Source organism: Streptomyces sp. NPDC031670, assembly GCF_055580545.1.
Genome location: NZ_JBVILC010000009.1, coordinates 118,947 through 132,657, shown reverse-complemented (window position 1 = coordinate 132,657; position 13,711 = coordinate 118,947). Strand labels below are relative to the sequence as shown.

The following is a 13,711-nucleotide window of genomic DNA, read 5'->3' as shown; positions in this document are numbered from 1 at the left end:
GGCCTCACTTCCGCCAGAACAGGTGATGCGTTACGCCACTCGGGCTCGGCACCACCTCCAGGTGGAAGCGGTCCCGCAGCTCATCCGGTGACTCCCACAGCCGTACGCCCGACCCGAGCCGCACCTCCGGCGACACCACGACATGCATCGTGTCCACGAGACCGGCGTCAAGGAACTGCCGGACGGTCGTGACGCCCCCGCCGAGCCGGACATCCTTGCCCCGCGCCGCCTCCCGCGCCCGCGCGAGCACCGCCGCCGGGTCCCCGCCCACGAAGTGGAAGGTGGTGTCGGACAGCGTGAACGAGGGCCGCTCGTGGTGCGTCATCACGAAGACCGGAGTGTGGAACGGCGGCTCCTCGCCCCACCAGCCGCGCCAGTCCTCGTCCTCCCAGGGACCGCGCTGGGGCCCGAACTTGTTGCGGCCCATGATCTCCGCGCCGATGTTCCGCGCGAAGTCCCGAGTGAAGTAGTCGTCGAGGCCACGGCTGCCCCCGGGATCGGTACGCATCGGCCAGCTCGCCGTGGCGCCGGCCCAGGCGAACATGTCCCGGGCACCGAGATGGCCGAACGGGTTCTCCAGCGTCTGGTCCTCACCGGGACCGGCGCCGAACCCGTCGCCGGAGACGTTGAAGTTCTGGACTCTCAGCAGCTGGGTCATGGGCGTCCTCCTGTTGTGGGTGATTGCGGTGTGGGTGACTGGTCGGACCGCGAAAAGTCATCGCCGTGACCGAGACCCCGACCCCACGGCGCGGTCCCCGCCGTGCACCGCCGCTTCGTACGGCCGAGTCGTGCCCCCGACCGGCCCACGTCACCGCCCCCGAGCCAGAGTGGACCGCATCGCCTCCATGAGCGCCTGCCGAGCCCCCCGGAACGCGCGACGCGCCTCCGCGCACTCGGAGGTCTCGTACGTGGCTCCCGCCATCACCGCGTCCCGGTAGACACCCAACGCCTTCGTGGCCTCGCGGGCCTTGGTGAGGACCTCCGCGGGAGAGACGAGCTCCAGCTCGTACTGGCGCGCGTAGACCGCGTTGTCCTGGATCGCCGGCCTGGCGAGATCGGCGCGTTCCCCCGGTGAGAGAGCCGCGCTCCGGCTGGCCAGTGATATCGCGTCCCGCGCCAGCGTCGCCGCGTCCAGATAACGTGCGTACGCCGTACGTAACTCACCGCGCTCCAGCTCCCCCAGGTTCCGTCTCCACCGCGCCCGCTCGGCGAAGAGCGTGCTGCCCATGCCGATCAGCGCGCCCAGGGCCGTCCCCACCACCGTCGCCCACTCCATGGCCGGAGGATAGGCAACACCTCCGCGTGAGGACAGCCGTCCTCGGGGTGAACAGAAAACCGCCCTTCCGGCCCCAGCCCCGCCCTGTCCGGCCACTCCACCGGCACCCCATCGGCCCACCCCTCCGCGCGCCACCCGCGCCCCGCGCGCTCCAATGGACAGGTGACCGCCGGACGACACAGCCCTACCGCCGCTCCCGACGACTGCCTCGCCCACAACGACTGGATCTGCGGCGACTACCTCTCCTCCCGCCGCTCGATCCTCTGGGACGCCGTCGTCCAGCACCTTCAGCTGACCGTCGTCTCCGTCGTCATCGGGCTGGCCGTGGCGCTCCCGCTCGCCATCGCGGCGCGGCGGTGGCGCGGGGCCGCCGGACCCGTACTGGGGCTCACCACCGTCCTCTACACCATCCCCTCCCTCGCGATGTTCTCGCTGCTCCTGCCCGTGTACGGGCTCTCCGCCACCCTCGTCGTGGCGGGACTCGTCCTGTACTCGCTCACCCTTCTCGTACGGAACATCCTCGCCGGGCTGCGGGCCGTGCCCGAGGACACCCGGCAGGCCGCGCGTGGCATGGGATACGGGCCCGTACGGCTGCTGCTCGCCGTGGAGCTGCCGCTCGCGCTGCCCGCCGCCATGGCGGGGCTGCGGATCGCGACCGTGTCCGCCGTCTCCCTGGTCACCGTCGGGGCCATCGTCGGCCACGGCGGGCTCGGCAACCTCATCTACTCCGGGATGAACACGTACTTCAAGGCGCAGGTCCTCACCGCCTCGGTGCTGTGCGTCGTCATCGCCGTCGCCGCCGATCTCGTCCTGCTGCTCCTCCAACGGCTCCTCACCCCCTGGACCCGGGCGGCCCGCGCATGAGCACGCTCCTTGACGCCTGGTCCTGGCTCACCAGCTCCGCCCACTGGCACGGCGAGAACGGCGTCTGGCACCGGCTCGGCGAACACCTCTGGCTCACCGCGCTCTGCCTCGTCCTCAGCTGTCTCGTCGCGCTGCCCGTCGCCCTCGTCCTCGGTCACCTCGGCAGGGGCGGCGCCCTCGCCGTCAACCTCTCCAACATCGGCCGGGCCGTGCCCACCTTCGCCGTGCTCGTCCTGCTGCTCCTCACCCCGCTGGGGCGGCACGGTGAGGCGCCCACCATCGTCGCCCTCATCCTCTTCGCCGTGCCGCCGCTGCTGACCAACGCGTACGTCGGGATGCGCGAGGTCGACCGCGATGTGGTCCGGGCGGCGCGGGGCATGGGGATGACCGGCGGTCAGATGCTGTGGCGGGTCGAACTGCCCCTGGCGCTGCCGCTCGTCCTCACCGGCGTCCGTATCGCCGCCGTCCAGCTCGTCGCCACCGCCACCCTCGCCGCGCTCGCGGGAGGTGGCGGGCTGGGGCGGATCATCACCGCGGGGTTCAACCTCGCCTCCACCCCGCAGGTCGTCGCCGGGGCCTTCCTCGTCGCCGTCTTCGCGCTGCTGGTCGAGGCGGTCTTCGAGGTCGTCCAGCGGCTCGGGCCCGTGCGGGCGAGGAGCGGGGCCGTATGAGGACCCGTCGGGCCCGGTCTCGTACGAGAGCCCGGCTCGCCCTCACGGCCGGGGTGCTCACCGCAACCTCCCTCACCGGCTGCACCACCGGCCCCACCCTCGAAAACCAGGGCGCCGTCACCGCGCCCCCCGGCGACAGCAAACACCTCACCATCGGCACCGCCGGATTCACCGAGAGCGATCTGCTCGCCCAGATGTACGCCCTGCTCCTGGAGCGCGCCGGCTACCGCACCAGAATCCTCTCCGTCACCAACCGCGAGCTGTACGAACCCGCTCTGGAAGCGGGGCAGATCGACGTCGTCCCCGAGTACGCCGCCACCCTCGCCGACTGGCTCAACGCCAAGGCCCACGGCCCGGACGCGGCTCCCGTCGGCTCGCCCGACCTCGCCAGGACCATGACCGCCCTGCGCGCCCTGGCCGCACCGCGCGGCCTCACCGTCCTCGACCCCGGCAGGGCCGTGGACCAGAACGCCTTCGCGGTGACCGTGGCGTACGCGCGCCGGCACAGGCTCAGGACGCTCAGCGACCTGGGTGCGGCGAAGCTGCCCGTACGGCTCGCCGCCGGGGACGAGTGCGTCCAGCGGCCGTACTGCGAACCGGGGTTGAAGAAGACGTACGGCATCGACATCACCGCCGTCGACCCCAAGGGCGTAGGCACCACCCAGTCCAAGCAGGCGGTGCAGAACGGGCAGGACCAGATGGTCCTCACCACGACGACGGACGCGACCCTGGACGCCTTCGGGCTCGTTCTGCTCGCCGACGACCGGCACCTCCAGAACGCCGACTACATCGTGCCCGTCGTCAACCGGTCGCGGGCCGGGAGCGAGGGGGTGACGCGTGCGCTGGGCGCGCTCAACACGGTACTGACCACCGCCGACCTGGCGGGTCTCAACCAGCGGGTGGACAGCTGGCGGCGGTTGGCCAAGGACGTGGCCAGGAACTACTTGGTGTCGAAGGGCCTTCTGCGGCCCTGAATGCGGTCCCGCAGCCGGTCCTTGCCGCGTCGGTGCAGCCGTCGCTGGACATGTCCCGCCGCACGCTCCGGCGGCAGCGGGTCCTCGGGATCGTCGGCGCTCTCCTGGACGCATACGTGGACGTGCACGTCGTGCCAGCCGTCCGCGTGCAACTGGGCGCTGCGACGGGTGCTTTCCGCGGGGAAACCCGACTTCAGGGCGACCTGGCAGGCGGCGTGGTTGGCCGTCGGGTGGGCGATCTCGATCCGGTGCAGACCCACCGTGTCCAGCGCCCACGAGGCCAGCGCGGAGACCGCCGCCGGCGCCACGCCCTGGCCGCGGACCGAGGGCAGGATCCAGTACCGGCACTCGGAGCGGCCCACCGCCAGATCCAGGCAGCACAGCGCGATCCAGCCGACCAGCGCGCCGTCCGAGGCGCGCGCCACCGCCCAGTGCGCGTCCGTCTCCGCCCGCCAGCCCTGGCGCCAGCGCGCGATCCACCCCCGGGTCTCGATCTCGCAGTCCGCGCGCCGCCGCGTCCAGTGCTGGATCGCCGGATCCTGGTACGCCTGGTAGAGGAACGGCGCGTCGTCGAGTTCCCAGGGCCGCAGGAACAGACCGGCGGATACCGCGAGGGCCGGTTGGTCGGACCGTCCGAGGCGGCCTGCCGGGACTACGGCAGGGACCAGCTGGGGCATGGGCCCATCATGGCAGTGGAGCGGCGCCGGAGGGGCCCTCTCCAGCCGGACGGGCCACCCGATTTTTCACGTCCACATTTTCACGTCCGTACGGATGCGGAGGGAGCCTACGGGACTGGACGGGGGCGTACGGAAAGTGAGGATGTGCGCCGGGGCCGACCCCGACAATGGGGTCACGGGGAAGCACGGGCAGAACGGCAGCAACGGCGAGAGGACACGAGGGCATGGATCACGACGAGCTCAACAGCCGGTTCGCGACTCTGACCACCGCGCACATGGCGGACGCGTGCCTGCGCGCACGCGTGCCGGTGCGGTGCGCGCCGCCCGCGCTGCGTCCCGTGGTGGACGGCGGGCGGGTGGCAGGCCGGGTGGCGCCCGCGCGGCACGTCGGCAGCGTCGACATCTTTCTGGAGGCGTACGAGCAGGCCGCGCCCGGTGACGTCCTGGTCGTCGACAACGGCGGACGGCTCGACGAGGCGTGCGTCGGGGACCTCGCCGTCCTGGAGGCCGAGGACGCGGGGCTCTCGGGCGTGGTGATCTGGGGCCTGCACCGCGACACCGCCGACATCCGGGCCATCGGCCTGCCGGTGTTCAGCATGGGCGCGACCCCGACCGGGCCGCAGCGGCTGGACGGCCGCGCCAAGGACGCGCTGGAGGCGGCCACGGTGGGGGAGTGGACCGTCAGCCGCGAGGACGTGGTGCTCGGGGACGACGACGGTGTGCTGTTCGTGCCCGCCGACCGGACGGCCGAACTCCTCACCGTCGCGGAGACGATCCGGGACACCGAGCGCCTTCAGGCGCGGCACATCCGCGAGGGCAACTCCCTGCGGGAACAGGTGCGGTTCACCCGCTATCTCGCCGACCGCCGCGACAACCCCGCGCTCACGTTCCGTGAGCACCTGCGCGCGGTGGGTGGTGCGATCGAGGAATAGGATGGCGTACAGGCACAGGGTGCGCCCCGCCGTGTCACCCGCTCCCGGACGCGGCAGCCCCCGGCGGAAGGGACCGGTCCCACCATGCCCACGCTGCTGATCGGCGCGCACGAGCCGCTCGCCGTCGAGGTCACCACGGTGATCCGTGCCGGGAATCTCCCGCGCCTGCGAGAACTCCTCGCGGCACACCCCCGTCTCGCGGCGGCGCGCCTGGGCGACGAGCTGGTGAACCGCACCCTGCTGCATGTGGCCACCGACTGGCCGGGCCACTTCCCCAACGGTCCGGCGGTCGTGGCCGCGCTCGTCGGGGCGGGCGCGGACGTGGGAGCGCGGTTCACCGGCCCGCACGCGGAGACCCCGCTCCACTGGGCGGCGAGCTGCGACGACATCGCCGTCCTGGACGCCCTGCTCGACCTGGGCGCGGACATCGAGGTGGACGGCTCGGTCATCGCGGGCGGCACGGCGATGGCGGACGCGGTCGCCTTCGGCCAGTGGCGGGCCGCCCGCCGGCTCCTCGAACGAGGCGCCCGTACGACGCTCTGGCAGGCGGCCGGGCTCGGCGAACTCGACCGGGTCGCCGCGTACTTCGCCCCGGGCGCGCCGCGACCGCCCGCCATCGAGATCACGGAGGCGCTGTGGTGCGCCTGCCACGGCGGCCACCTGCCGACGGCCGCGTATCTGCGCGACCGCGGCGGTGACATCGACTGGGTGGGCTACGACGAACTGACCCCGCTGGACACGGCCGTCCGCGCGGGACACGGCGAAGTCGCGGGGTGGCTGCGGGGGTTGGGCGCGCGGTCGGCGAAGGAGCGGGCGTAGCCGGGGGCGACGGGGCCAGGGGCACCCAGTGGGGGGGGCGCGCGGCGCCGGTTCACGTCCGGCCGCGGGTCTCGACGGCGTACAGCCTGCCGCTCGCGTTGGCGGCGTACACCACGCCGTTCGACACCACCGGGGCCGGCAGGATGCCGAGGGCGGTGGAGACCCGCCACCGCTCGGCCCCGGTGTCGGCGGACAGGGCGTACAGGTGACCGTCCGCGCCGCCGACGTACACGGTCCCGTCCGACAGCGCGGGTGGTGACTGCGACAGCATGCGCTTGGCGGACTTCCACCGGACCTCCCCGGTCGCCGCGTCGATGCCGTGCAGGACCCCGGTGTCGTCGCTGACGCAGACCAGGCCGTCGGCCGCGACCGGTGACGTGCGCACGCCGCCGTCCGTCGGGGTTCGCCATCCGAGGTGCCCGGTCAGGGCGTCGATCGCGGACACATGTCCCCGGCCGCTGCCCACGTACAGGACCCAGCCGGACAGGGCTGACCGGGACGCCACGGGGGCCGGGACCGGGGTGCGCCATTTCCGTCCGCGGTTCGCCGCGTGGACGCCGTACACGGCCCGGTCGGTCGCGGTCCACACCAGGCCGCCCGCCGCCGCCACCCAGCGGAAGGGTGCCATCCGGGGGCAGAACGTCCAGATCTTCCCGCCCGTGGCGAGGTTCAGGGCGTACACGCTGTTGGAGTGGGCGAGGTAGACGGCCCCGCCGTCCGTCGCGGGGAGCGGATTCTCCCGGGGGCGCCCGCGCACCTCGAACTGCCAGCGCGGGGTGCCGGTGCGGGCGTCGAGCAGATGGAAGCACGAGCCCGCCGTGATGCCCACGCTCTCCTCCCCCACGGCCAGCACCGTGTGGACGGGCTTCCCGGCGTCGAAGCGCCACCGGGTCTGCCCGGTTGCGGTTCCCACCGCGTGCACCCGTCCGAAGCCGTCGCCGACGCAGACTAGGCCGTTGATGACGGCGAGGGAGGCGTGCACGGCCGCTTCGGCGGCGAAGGACCAGCTGAGGGTGCCCGGTACCGGGTCCGGGTCCGGAGCAGAAGCCGGGGCCGGGGCCGGGGCCGGGACCGTGGCCGGGTCCGGTGCCGTGGGCGCCGGGGTGTCCGTGCCGAGCAGGGCCCCGAACCGGAGGGCCGCCGCGGCCGACACACTGCGGCTGTCGTCGTCCAGCAGGCGCCGCATCTCCGGCGCGACACGCTCGCGTACGGTCGCGTTGCCGACCTGGTAGCGGTGGGCGAGGCCCTCGATCGCGCCCAGCCGGTCGGCGGGGACCGGACTGTCGAGCGCGTGGCGAAGGTGCTCGGGCAGCCGCCAGTTGACGTTGCGGGCGACGACGATGCGGCCCTCGACGTTCTCCTGCTTCTTCGGGCGCTGCTGCGGCATCTCCGCGACGACCCTGTCGTGGACGTACGCGTACAGCTCGTCCAGGGTGATGTTCCCGTCGCCGTCGAGGTCGGCGCTGCCGTCGCGCAGTCCGGACACGAGGTGGCGGGTGAACACCGACTGCGGGGCGCCACCGTGCAGATGGTCGCCCTCGAAGGAGTACTGGGTGGCGTCGGAGGCGGTCAGGACGCTGCGGCCGGTTCCCCGGAACCGTTCCAGGGTGTGCATGTCGGTGTCGCCCTTGGCCAGACGCCCGGCCGGGAAGGCGCCGCTGTAGCAGCAGTCGAGGATCAGTACCTGCTGCCGGGAGGCGCAGCCCGTCATGGCGCGGTCGATCTGCTCGGCCGGCAGCGAGGTGAACGCCAGGTTGTCGCGGCGGGTGTTGCCCATCGCCAGGTGCAGCCGCCCCTCGTCGTCCTTGAGGCCGTGCCCGGTGAAGTACAGCAGCGTCAGGTCGTCGCGCCGCCGGTCGTGGAACAGGTCGCCGATGGCCTCGCCCACCCGGTAGTGGGGCTCGTTGACGAGCGTGGTGACCTCGAAGTCCGCGATCTCCGGGTCCCGCAGCACGGCCGCCAGGGACTCGGCGTCATGGGCCGGCGCCGTGAGGCGGCGCAGCCCTGCGTCCTGGTACTCGTACGTCGCGACCAGCAGGGCCAGCCGGCGGCCCACCGCTACTCCCCGGCCCGGTGACGGCGCACGAAGCCGTCGATCAACTCCCGCCGCTCTTCGGCGGTCGCATGCTCCAGCTCGATCGTGTCGCCGTCGATCGTCACCGAGATGCGGTGCCGGGCGGCCTGGCGGCCGAGCCAGTCCCGCAGCGTGTCGATGAGGACGGTGAACACGCCGCCGGACGCGCTCAGGGCGAGTACGACGGCCCCGACGGTGACCGGATCACCGCCCTTGGCCCCCGGCGGGAGCTCCCCGAGCGGCGCCGGGGACGCCACGTCGACGTCCAGCTCGCGCAGCTCGCCGCGGAGTCGGCGCACCAGTTGTTCGACGTCCTCCTGGTCCGACTCCTCGCCCGGCGCCAGTGACAGCAGCACTTCCCTCACGCGTCCCCGCTTCCCACCTGCGGCCCACACATCTCGGTGGTCCCGCACGGACAGTACAGGCCATTACAGCAGCCGGACACATGACCGGTTTCAACTCGGCCCGACCGGCAACCCGTTCGACATGTCCAGACGCTATGGCGGGAACCCAGCAGCGACGATCATCCTCATCATCGCGGACATCACCGCGGTGATCCTCATCCTGTGGATCGTCTTCTACCTCTTGGACGCCAACACCGCGAACGACCTGGTGTCCTGGGTCCACCACGCCGCGAACTGGCTCTCGGGCTGGTCGCGCGACATGTTCAACGTCGAGTCGGACGACTGGCGCACGATCCTGAACTACGGGCTGCCCGCACTGGTGTACCTGCTGGTCGGCCACGCCGTGGCGGGTCGGGTCAACCGGTCGTAAGCACTCGTCGCACCCTGCGGCGGTCCTCGACCGCGCTTCCGCCCTCACCTCACCGGCCGTCGTCCGCGACGACGCGACCAGCGCACGCCCGGGCCGTCCGCGACCGCGCCCATCAGTCACAGGACGACGGCCACGAGGATGAGGAACAGGCACCCCGATCCTGTGCCCTTACGGGTCCACCAGCAGGCCGGGACCGGACCGGCCCCCGGCCGCCACCCGGGCGCGCCCCCTACGCGTCCGCGACGGAGTCGAACTCCACCTCCTCCCGCGCCACCCCCTGCGCGTCCGCGTCCACCGATCTGCGCAGGCCTCGTGGAGCTTCGCGGGGGTCAGGACGCCCGCGAAGTGGGCGCCGTCCAGGACCGCGACCCAGCCCGCGTCGTACTGGAGCATCTCGCTGAAAGCCTGCTTCAGCGGGGCACCCAGCGGCACCCAGGCCTCCATACGGCGGGCCAGGTCCGCCACCGTGGCCGGGGTGCCCGCCAGCGCGAGTCCGTCCGCGGAGACCCAGCCGTGCAGCTCGCCGGAGGCGTTGAGGACGACCGCCCAGCGCGCCCCGGCCCCGCGCAGCCGCGCCGCCGCCACACCGGCGGGCTCGTCGAGGCGGGCGAGCGGGGGCTGCTCCAGGTCGGCCTCCTCGACCGCGGTGACCGACAGACGCTTCAGGCCCCGGTCCGCGCCCACGAACTGGGCCACGTACGGGGTCGCCGGGGCGCCCAGGACCGCCGCCGGGGTGTCGAACTGTTCGATGCGGCCCTCTCCGTACACCGCCATCCGGTCGCCCATCCGTACCGCTTCCTCGATGTCGTGCGTGACCAGGAGGACGGTCTTGCGTACGGTCGCCTGGAGGCTCAGGAACTCGTTCTGGAGGCGTTCGCGCACCACCGGGTCCACCGCGCCGAAGGGTTCGTCCATGAGCAGGACGGGCGGGTCCGCCGCCAGCGCCCGGGCCACGCCGACCCGCTGGCGCTGGCCGCCGGAGAGCTGGGCCGGGTAGCGGGAGCCGAACGTCGCGGGGTCCAGGCCCACCAGGTCGAGCAGCTCGGCCGCACGCTCGCGGGCCCTGGCCCGCTTCCAGCCGACCAGCGCCGGTACGGTCGCCGTGTTGTCCAGGACGGTGCGGTGCGGAAACAGGCCCACCTGCTGGATGACGTAGCCGATGCGGCGGCGCAGTTTCACGGGGTCGAGGGAGGCGATGTCCTCGCCGTCCACCAGGATGCGGCCGGACGTCGGCTCGATCAGGCGGTTCACCATCATCATGGTGGTGGTCTTGCCGCAGCCGGACGGGCCGACCAGGGTGACCAGCTCCCCTTCGTTCACCTCGAAGGACAGGTCGTCGACGGCGCTCGTGCCGTCCGGATACACCTTGCTGACCCGCTCGAACCTGATCATGGATCCACGCTAGGAGCCCCGCCGCCCCGGCGCACACGGACGGCCGCCGGGGGAGTGCGCCGCCGATGGGCCGGATGCCACCGGGCGGGCGGGTGCGCGTACCGGCCGATGTGATCCACTGGGCCGAGCCGGACCACGACCGGGACCGACCCGGACCCACACCCCCGAGACAGGGAGCCCGCCCCCGTGACCACCACCGCCGGCGCCACCGCGCCCGCCTACCGTCAGCCCGGGACCGTCCTCCTCGACCACCGCTTCGCCGTACCGCTCGACCATGCCCGCCCCGACGGCGAGCAGATCGAGCTCTACGCGCGCGAGGTCGTCGCCACGGGCCGCGCCGCCGAGCGGGAGCGGCTGCCCTGGCTGCTCTATCTGGAGGGCGGCCCCGGCTTCGGCGCCCGGCGGTTCATCGGGCGGCAGGCCTGGCTCGGGCGCGCGCTGCGCGACTTCCGGGTGCTCCTGCTCGACCAGCGCGGCACCGGTCTGTCCACCCCCGCCAACCGCCAGACCCTCCCCCTGCGCGGCGGGGCCCGTGAACAGGCCGACTATCTCGCCCACTTCCGCGCCGACTCCATCGTCAAGGACTGTGAGCTGATCCGCCGCCGCCTCAGCGGCGGCGCGCCCTGGACCGTCCTCGGCCAGAGCTTCGGCGGGTTCTGCGCGACGCACTACCTCTCCACCGCGCCCGAGGGCCTCGCCGCCGTCCTGATCACCGGTGGGCTGCCCTCCCTGGACGCCCACGCCGACGACGTGTACCGGGCGGCCCACCCCCGCGTCGAGCGCAAGAACGCCGCGTTCTACGCCCGCTATCCGCAGGACGTGGAGCGGGTGCGCCGGATCACCGAGCACCTCGTCGCCGAACCCGCCGTCCTGCCCGGCGGATACGTGCTGACGGCGGCGGCCTTCCAGTCCCTCGGCATCCTCCTCGGCGGCGGCGACGGCGCCCATCAGCTGCACTACCTCCTCGAAGACGCCTTCGTACGCACGGCCGCCGGGCCCGCGCTCTCCGACGCCTTCCAGGAGGCCGCGCACGCGGTCCTCTCCTTCGCCGCCCACCCTCTCTACGCGCTCCTCCACGAGGCGATCTACGCCCAGGACGCCCGCCCGACCGGGTGGTCCGCCGAGCGGGTCCGCGCGGAGTTCCCCCGGTTCTCCGCCGAGAAGGCGCTCGCCTCGGACGGGCCCGTGCTGTTCACCGGCGAGTCCGTGCACCCCTGGCACTTCGAGACCGACCCCGCGCTGCGCCCCCTGCGCGAGAGCGCCGAGCTGCTGGCCGCCCGCACCGACTGGACGCCGCTGTACGACCCGGCCGCGCTCGCCGCCAACGAGGTGCCCGTGGCCGCCGCCGTCTACCACGACGACATGTACGTCGACACCGCGCACTCGCTCGCCACCGCCCGCGCGGTGCGGGGGCTGCGGACCTGGGTCACCGACGAGTACGAGCACGACGGCGTACGGGCGGGCGGCGACCGCGTACTGGACCGGCTGCTCGCCCTCGTACGAGGTGAGGCGTAGCCACGGGTGACGGTGAGACGTGGCGCGGCGACGCCGGCGCCGCCTCGTAAGCTGCCGCCATGACAACGGAGTTGCAGCAGTTGGAAGAGATGCCCGACGACTGGCAGCGCGCCCTCGCGGTCGTCGCCCACCCGGACGATCTGGAGTACGGGTGCGCCGCCGCGATCGCCGGATGGACCGACGCGGGCCGTGAGGTCACCTATCTGCTCGCCAGTCGCGGCGAGGCGGGCATCGACGGTATCGAGCCCGTCAAGTGCGGGGCGCTGCGCGAGCGGGAGCAGCGTGCGAGCGCGGCCGTGGTCGGCGTCTCCACGGTGGAGTTCCTCGACCACCGGGACGGTGTGATCGAGTACGGCCTCGGCCTGCGCCGGGACATCGCGGCAGCCATCCGCCGCCACCGCCCGGAGCTGGTGATCACGCTCAACCACCGGGACACCTGGGGCGGCGTCGTCTGGAACACGCCCGATCACCGGGCGGTCGGCCGTGCCACGCTCGACGCGGCCGGGGACGCCGGCAACCGCTGGATCTTCCCCGAGCTCACCGAGCAGGGCCTGGAGCCGTGGAACGGTGTGCGGTGGGTGGCCGTGGCCGGTTCCGCCTCCCCGACCCACGCGGTCGACGCGAGCGCCGGACTTGAGCGGTCGGTCGACTCCCTCATGGAGCACCGCAGTTACATCGAGGGGCTGACGGACGAGGAGCCCGAGACCTACTGCCGCAGCTTCCTGACCGCCAACGCCGAGCGCGCCGCCGCCCGCTTCGGGGGCCGCCCGGCGGTGCCGTTCGAGCTCTTCCCCCGGTAGGGGGAGGGGGCAGGGCCGGGCGGGACCTTCCCGCTCGTGCCGGTCAGCGCCTATCCTGACGAAGCGTCAGTTGTTGGCTCCGCTACGGGATGGGGGTCCCGGTGTGATCGACACCCTCGACCGGGAGATCCGGGACGGCGAGGAACGGATACGCCTGGAGGTCACCGGGCACAGGCTCGGCGTCCTCACCCTGTGCCGCCCCGAGAAGCTGAACGGCTGGAGCTGGGAGTCCAGCCGCCAGCTCGGTGTCCTCGCCGACCGGATCCGCTTCGACGACACCGTCCGTGCCGTGCTGCTGCGCGCCGAGGGCCGGGCCTTCTGCGCCGGGATCGACGTCACGGCCCCGGGCGGCGCCATCACCGGCCGCTCGCCGGCCGAGCGCACCCACCGCTACTGCGAGGGCATCCGCTGGGTCCACGAGCGATTCGCCGCGTTCGCGCGGCTGCCCCAGCCCGTGGTCGCGGCCGTCCAGGGGTACTGCCTCGGCTTCGGCTTCGAGCTCGCGCTGATGGCCGACATCAGGATCGCCGCGCGGGACGCCGTCTTCGCGCTGCCCGAGACGGGGATCGGGGTCGCCGTGGACGCGGGCGGCGACCTGCGGATCGCCAGGGACGCGGGCGCGGGGTGGGCGAAGCTCCTGGCGCTCACCGGCCGCCGTGTCGACGCCCCCACCGCCGAACGGCTCGGGCTGGTCCAACTGGTCGTCCCGGCCGACGAGGTGGAGAGCCGGGCGAGGGCCGTCGCCGACGAGATCGCGGCCAACGCCCCGCTCGCCGTGCGGGCGGTCAAGCGGAACATCGACGCTTTCGCCGACGCGGGGCTCGCCGAGGCTCTCGACCGTACGGCCCTGGCCGCCGCCCTCACCCTCACCTCCGAGGACGCGCGCGAGGGGTACACGGCGAAGGCGGCGCGCCGCCCGCCGACGTTCGAAGGGAAATGACAG

Annotated in this window: 14 protein-coding genes and 1 pseudogene; 9 read left to right on the top strand and 6 right to left on the bottom strand. The window is 73.1% G+C overall.

Annotated features, from left to right (window positions below):
- Nucleotides 1–4: 4 nt before the first annotated feature.
- Both ACZ5ID_RS18890 and ACZ5ID_RS18885 read right to left on the bottom strand, forming a co-directional pair.
- Complete coding sequence (locus ACZ5ID_RS18890; protein ID WP_468899036.1) at nt 5–658, bottom strand: dihydrofolate reductase family protein; 654 nt, start codon at nt 656–658, stop codon at nt 5–7.
- 150 nt (nt 659–808) lie between these two features.
- Nucleotides 809–1,276, bottom strand: coding sequence for a hypothetical protein (locus ACZ5ID_RS18885; RefSeq protein WP_468899034.1), 468 nt, complete (start codon nt 1,274–1,276; stop codon nt 809–811).
- 162 nt (nt 1,277–1,438) lie between these two features.
- Between ACZ5ID_RS18885 and ACZ5ID_RS18880 the strand changes: the two genes are divergently transcribed.
- Genes ACZ5ID_RS18880 through ACZ5ID_RS18870 form a run of 3 tightly spaced genes read left to right on the top strand, consistent with a single transcriptional unit; the run spans nt 1,439 to nt 3,785 of the window.
- Nucleotides 1,439–2,140 (top strand): ABC transporter permease, encoded by a 702-nt coding sequence (locus tag ACZ5ID_RS18880; RefSeq protein WP_468899031.1) that lies wholly within the window; start codon nt 1,439–1,441, stop codon nt 2,138–2,140.
- Entirely contained in the window at nt 2,137–2,811 is a 675-nt protein-coding gene (locus tag ACZ5ID_RS18875; protein ID WP_468899028.1) for an ABC transporter permease, read from the top strand. Before ACZ5ID_RS18880 ends, ACZ5ID_RS18875 begins: the two co-directional genes overlap by 4 nt.
- Nucleotides 2,808–3,785 carry an ABC transporter substrate-binding protein gene (locus ACZ5ID_RS18870; RefSeq protein WP_468899025.1) on the top strand — a complete coding sequence of 326 codons (978 nt, stop codon included), beginning with the start codon at nt 2,808–2,810 and terminating at the stop codon, nt 3,783–3,785. Before ACZ5ID_RS18875 ends, ACZ5ID_RS18870 begins: the two co-directional genes overlap by 4 nt.
- Here the strand turns inward: ACZ5ID_RS18870 and ACZ5ID_RS18865 are convergent.
- Nucleotides 3,752–4,462 (bottom strand): GNAT family N-acetyltransferase, encoded by a 711-nt coding sequence (locus ACZ5ID_RS18865; protein WP_468899023.1) that lies wholly within the window; start codon nt 4,460–4,462, stop codon nt 3,752–3,754. The two genes, ACZ5ID_RS18870 and ACZ5ID_RS18865, sit on opposite strands and share 34 nt — an antisense overlap.
- 224 nt (nt 4,463–4,686) lie before the next feature.
- Here ACZ5ID_RS18865 and ACZ5ID_RS18860 point away from each other — a divergent pair, with 224 nt between their 5' ends.
- Together ACZ5ID_RS18860 and ACZ5ID_RS18855 are read left to right on the top strand one after the other, a co-directional pair.
- Nucleotides 4,687–5,394, top strand: a complete 708-nt coding sequence (locus ACZ5ID_RS18860; protein ID WP_468899020.1) for an RraA family protein — start codon at nt 4,687–4,689, stop codon at nt 5,392–5,394.
- Between the two features lie 84 nt (nt 5,395–5,478).
- Nucleotides 5,479–6,213, top strand: coding sequence for an ankyrin repeat domain-containing protein (locus ACZ5ID_RS18855; protein WP_468899017.1), 735 nt, complete (start codon nt 5,479–5,481; stop codon nt 6,211–6,213).
- 52 nt (nt 6,214–6,265) lie between these two features.
- Here the strand turns inward: ACZ5ID_RS18855 and ACZ5ID_RS18850 are convergent, their stop codons facing one another.
- Entirely contained in the window at nt 6,266–8,269 is a 2,004-nt protein-coding gene (locus ACZ5ID_RS18850) for a caspase, EACC1-associated type (protein ID WP_468899015.1), read from the bottom strand.
- 2 nt (nt 8,270–8,271) lie between these two features.
- On the bottom strand, nt 8,272–8,652 hold the full coding sequence (locus ACZ5ID_RS18845; RefSeq protein ID WP_468899013.1) for an effector-associated constant component EACC1: 381 nt from the start codon (nt 8,650–8,652) through the stop codon (nt 8,272–8,274).
- A 121-nt stretch (nt 8,653–8,773) separates the two neighbouring features.
- On the opposite strand from ACZ5ID_RS18845, the gene ACZ5ID_RS18840 reads away from it, so the two are divergent.
- Nucleotides 8,774–9,061 carry a hypothetical protein gene (locus tag ACZ5ID_RS18840; RefSeq protein WP_468899010.1) on the top strand — a complete coding sequence of 96 codons (288 nt, stop codon included), beginning with the start codon at nt 8,774–8,776 and terminating at the stop codon, nt 9,059–9,061.
- A 229-nt stretch (nt 9,062–9,290) separates the two neighbouring features.
- On the opposite strand, the pseudogene ACZ5ID_RS18835 reads toward ACZ5ID_RS18840, so the two are convergent.
- Nucleotides 9,291–10,453 (bottom strand): annotated as a pseudogene (locus ACZ5ID_RS18835) (ABC transporter ATP-binding protein).
- Nucleotides 10,454–10,639: 186 nt separating this feature from the next.
- Between ACZ5ID_RS18835 and ACZ5ID_RS18830 the strand changes: the two are divergent.
- The 3 genes from ACZ5ID_RS18830 to ACZ5ID_RS18820 all read left to right on the top strand — a co-directional run bounded on the left by ACZ5ID_RS18830 (nt 10,640) and on the right by ACZ5ID_RS18820 (nt 13,708).
- Entirely contained in the window at nt 10,640–11,968 is a 1,329-nt protein-coding gene (locus tag ACZ5ID_RS18830) for an alpha/beta fold hydrolase (protein WP_468899007.1), read from the top strand.
- Nucleotides 11,969–12,027: 59 nt separating this feature from the next.
- Nucleotides 12,028–12,768 (top strand): PIG-L deacetylase family protein, encoded by a 741-nt coding sequence (locus ACZ5ID_RS18825; RefSeq protein ID WP_468899004.1) that lies wholly within the window; start codon nt 12,028–12,030, stop codon nt 12,766–12,768.
- A gap of 103 nt (nt 12,769–12,871) precedes the next feature.
- Nucleotides 12,872–13,708, top strand: coding sequence for an enoyl-CoA hydratase/isomerase family protein (locus tag ACZ5ID_RS18820; protein WP_468899001.1), 837 nt, complete (start codon nt 12,872–12,874; stop codon nt 13,706–13,708).
- Nucleotides 13,709–13,711 lie beyond the last annotated feature (3 nt).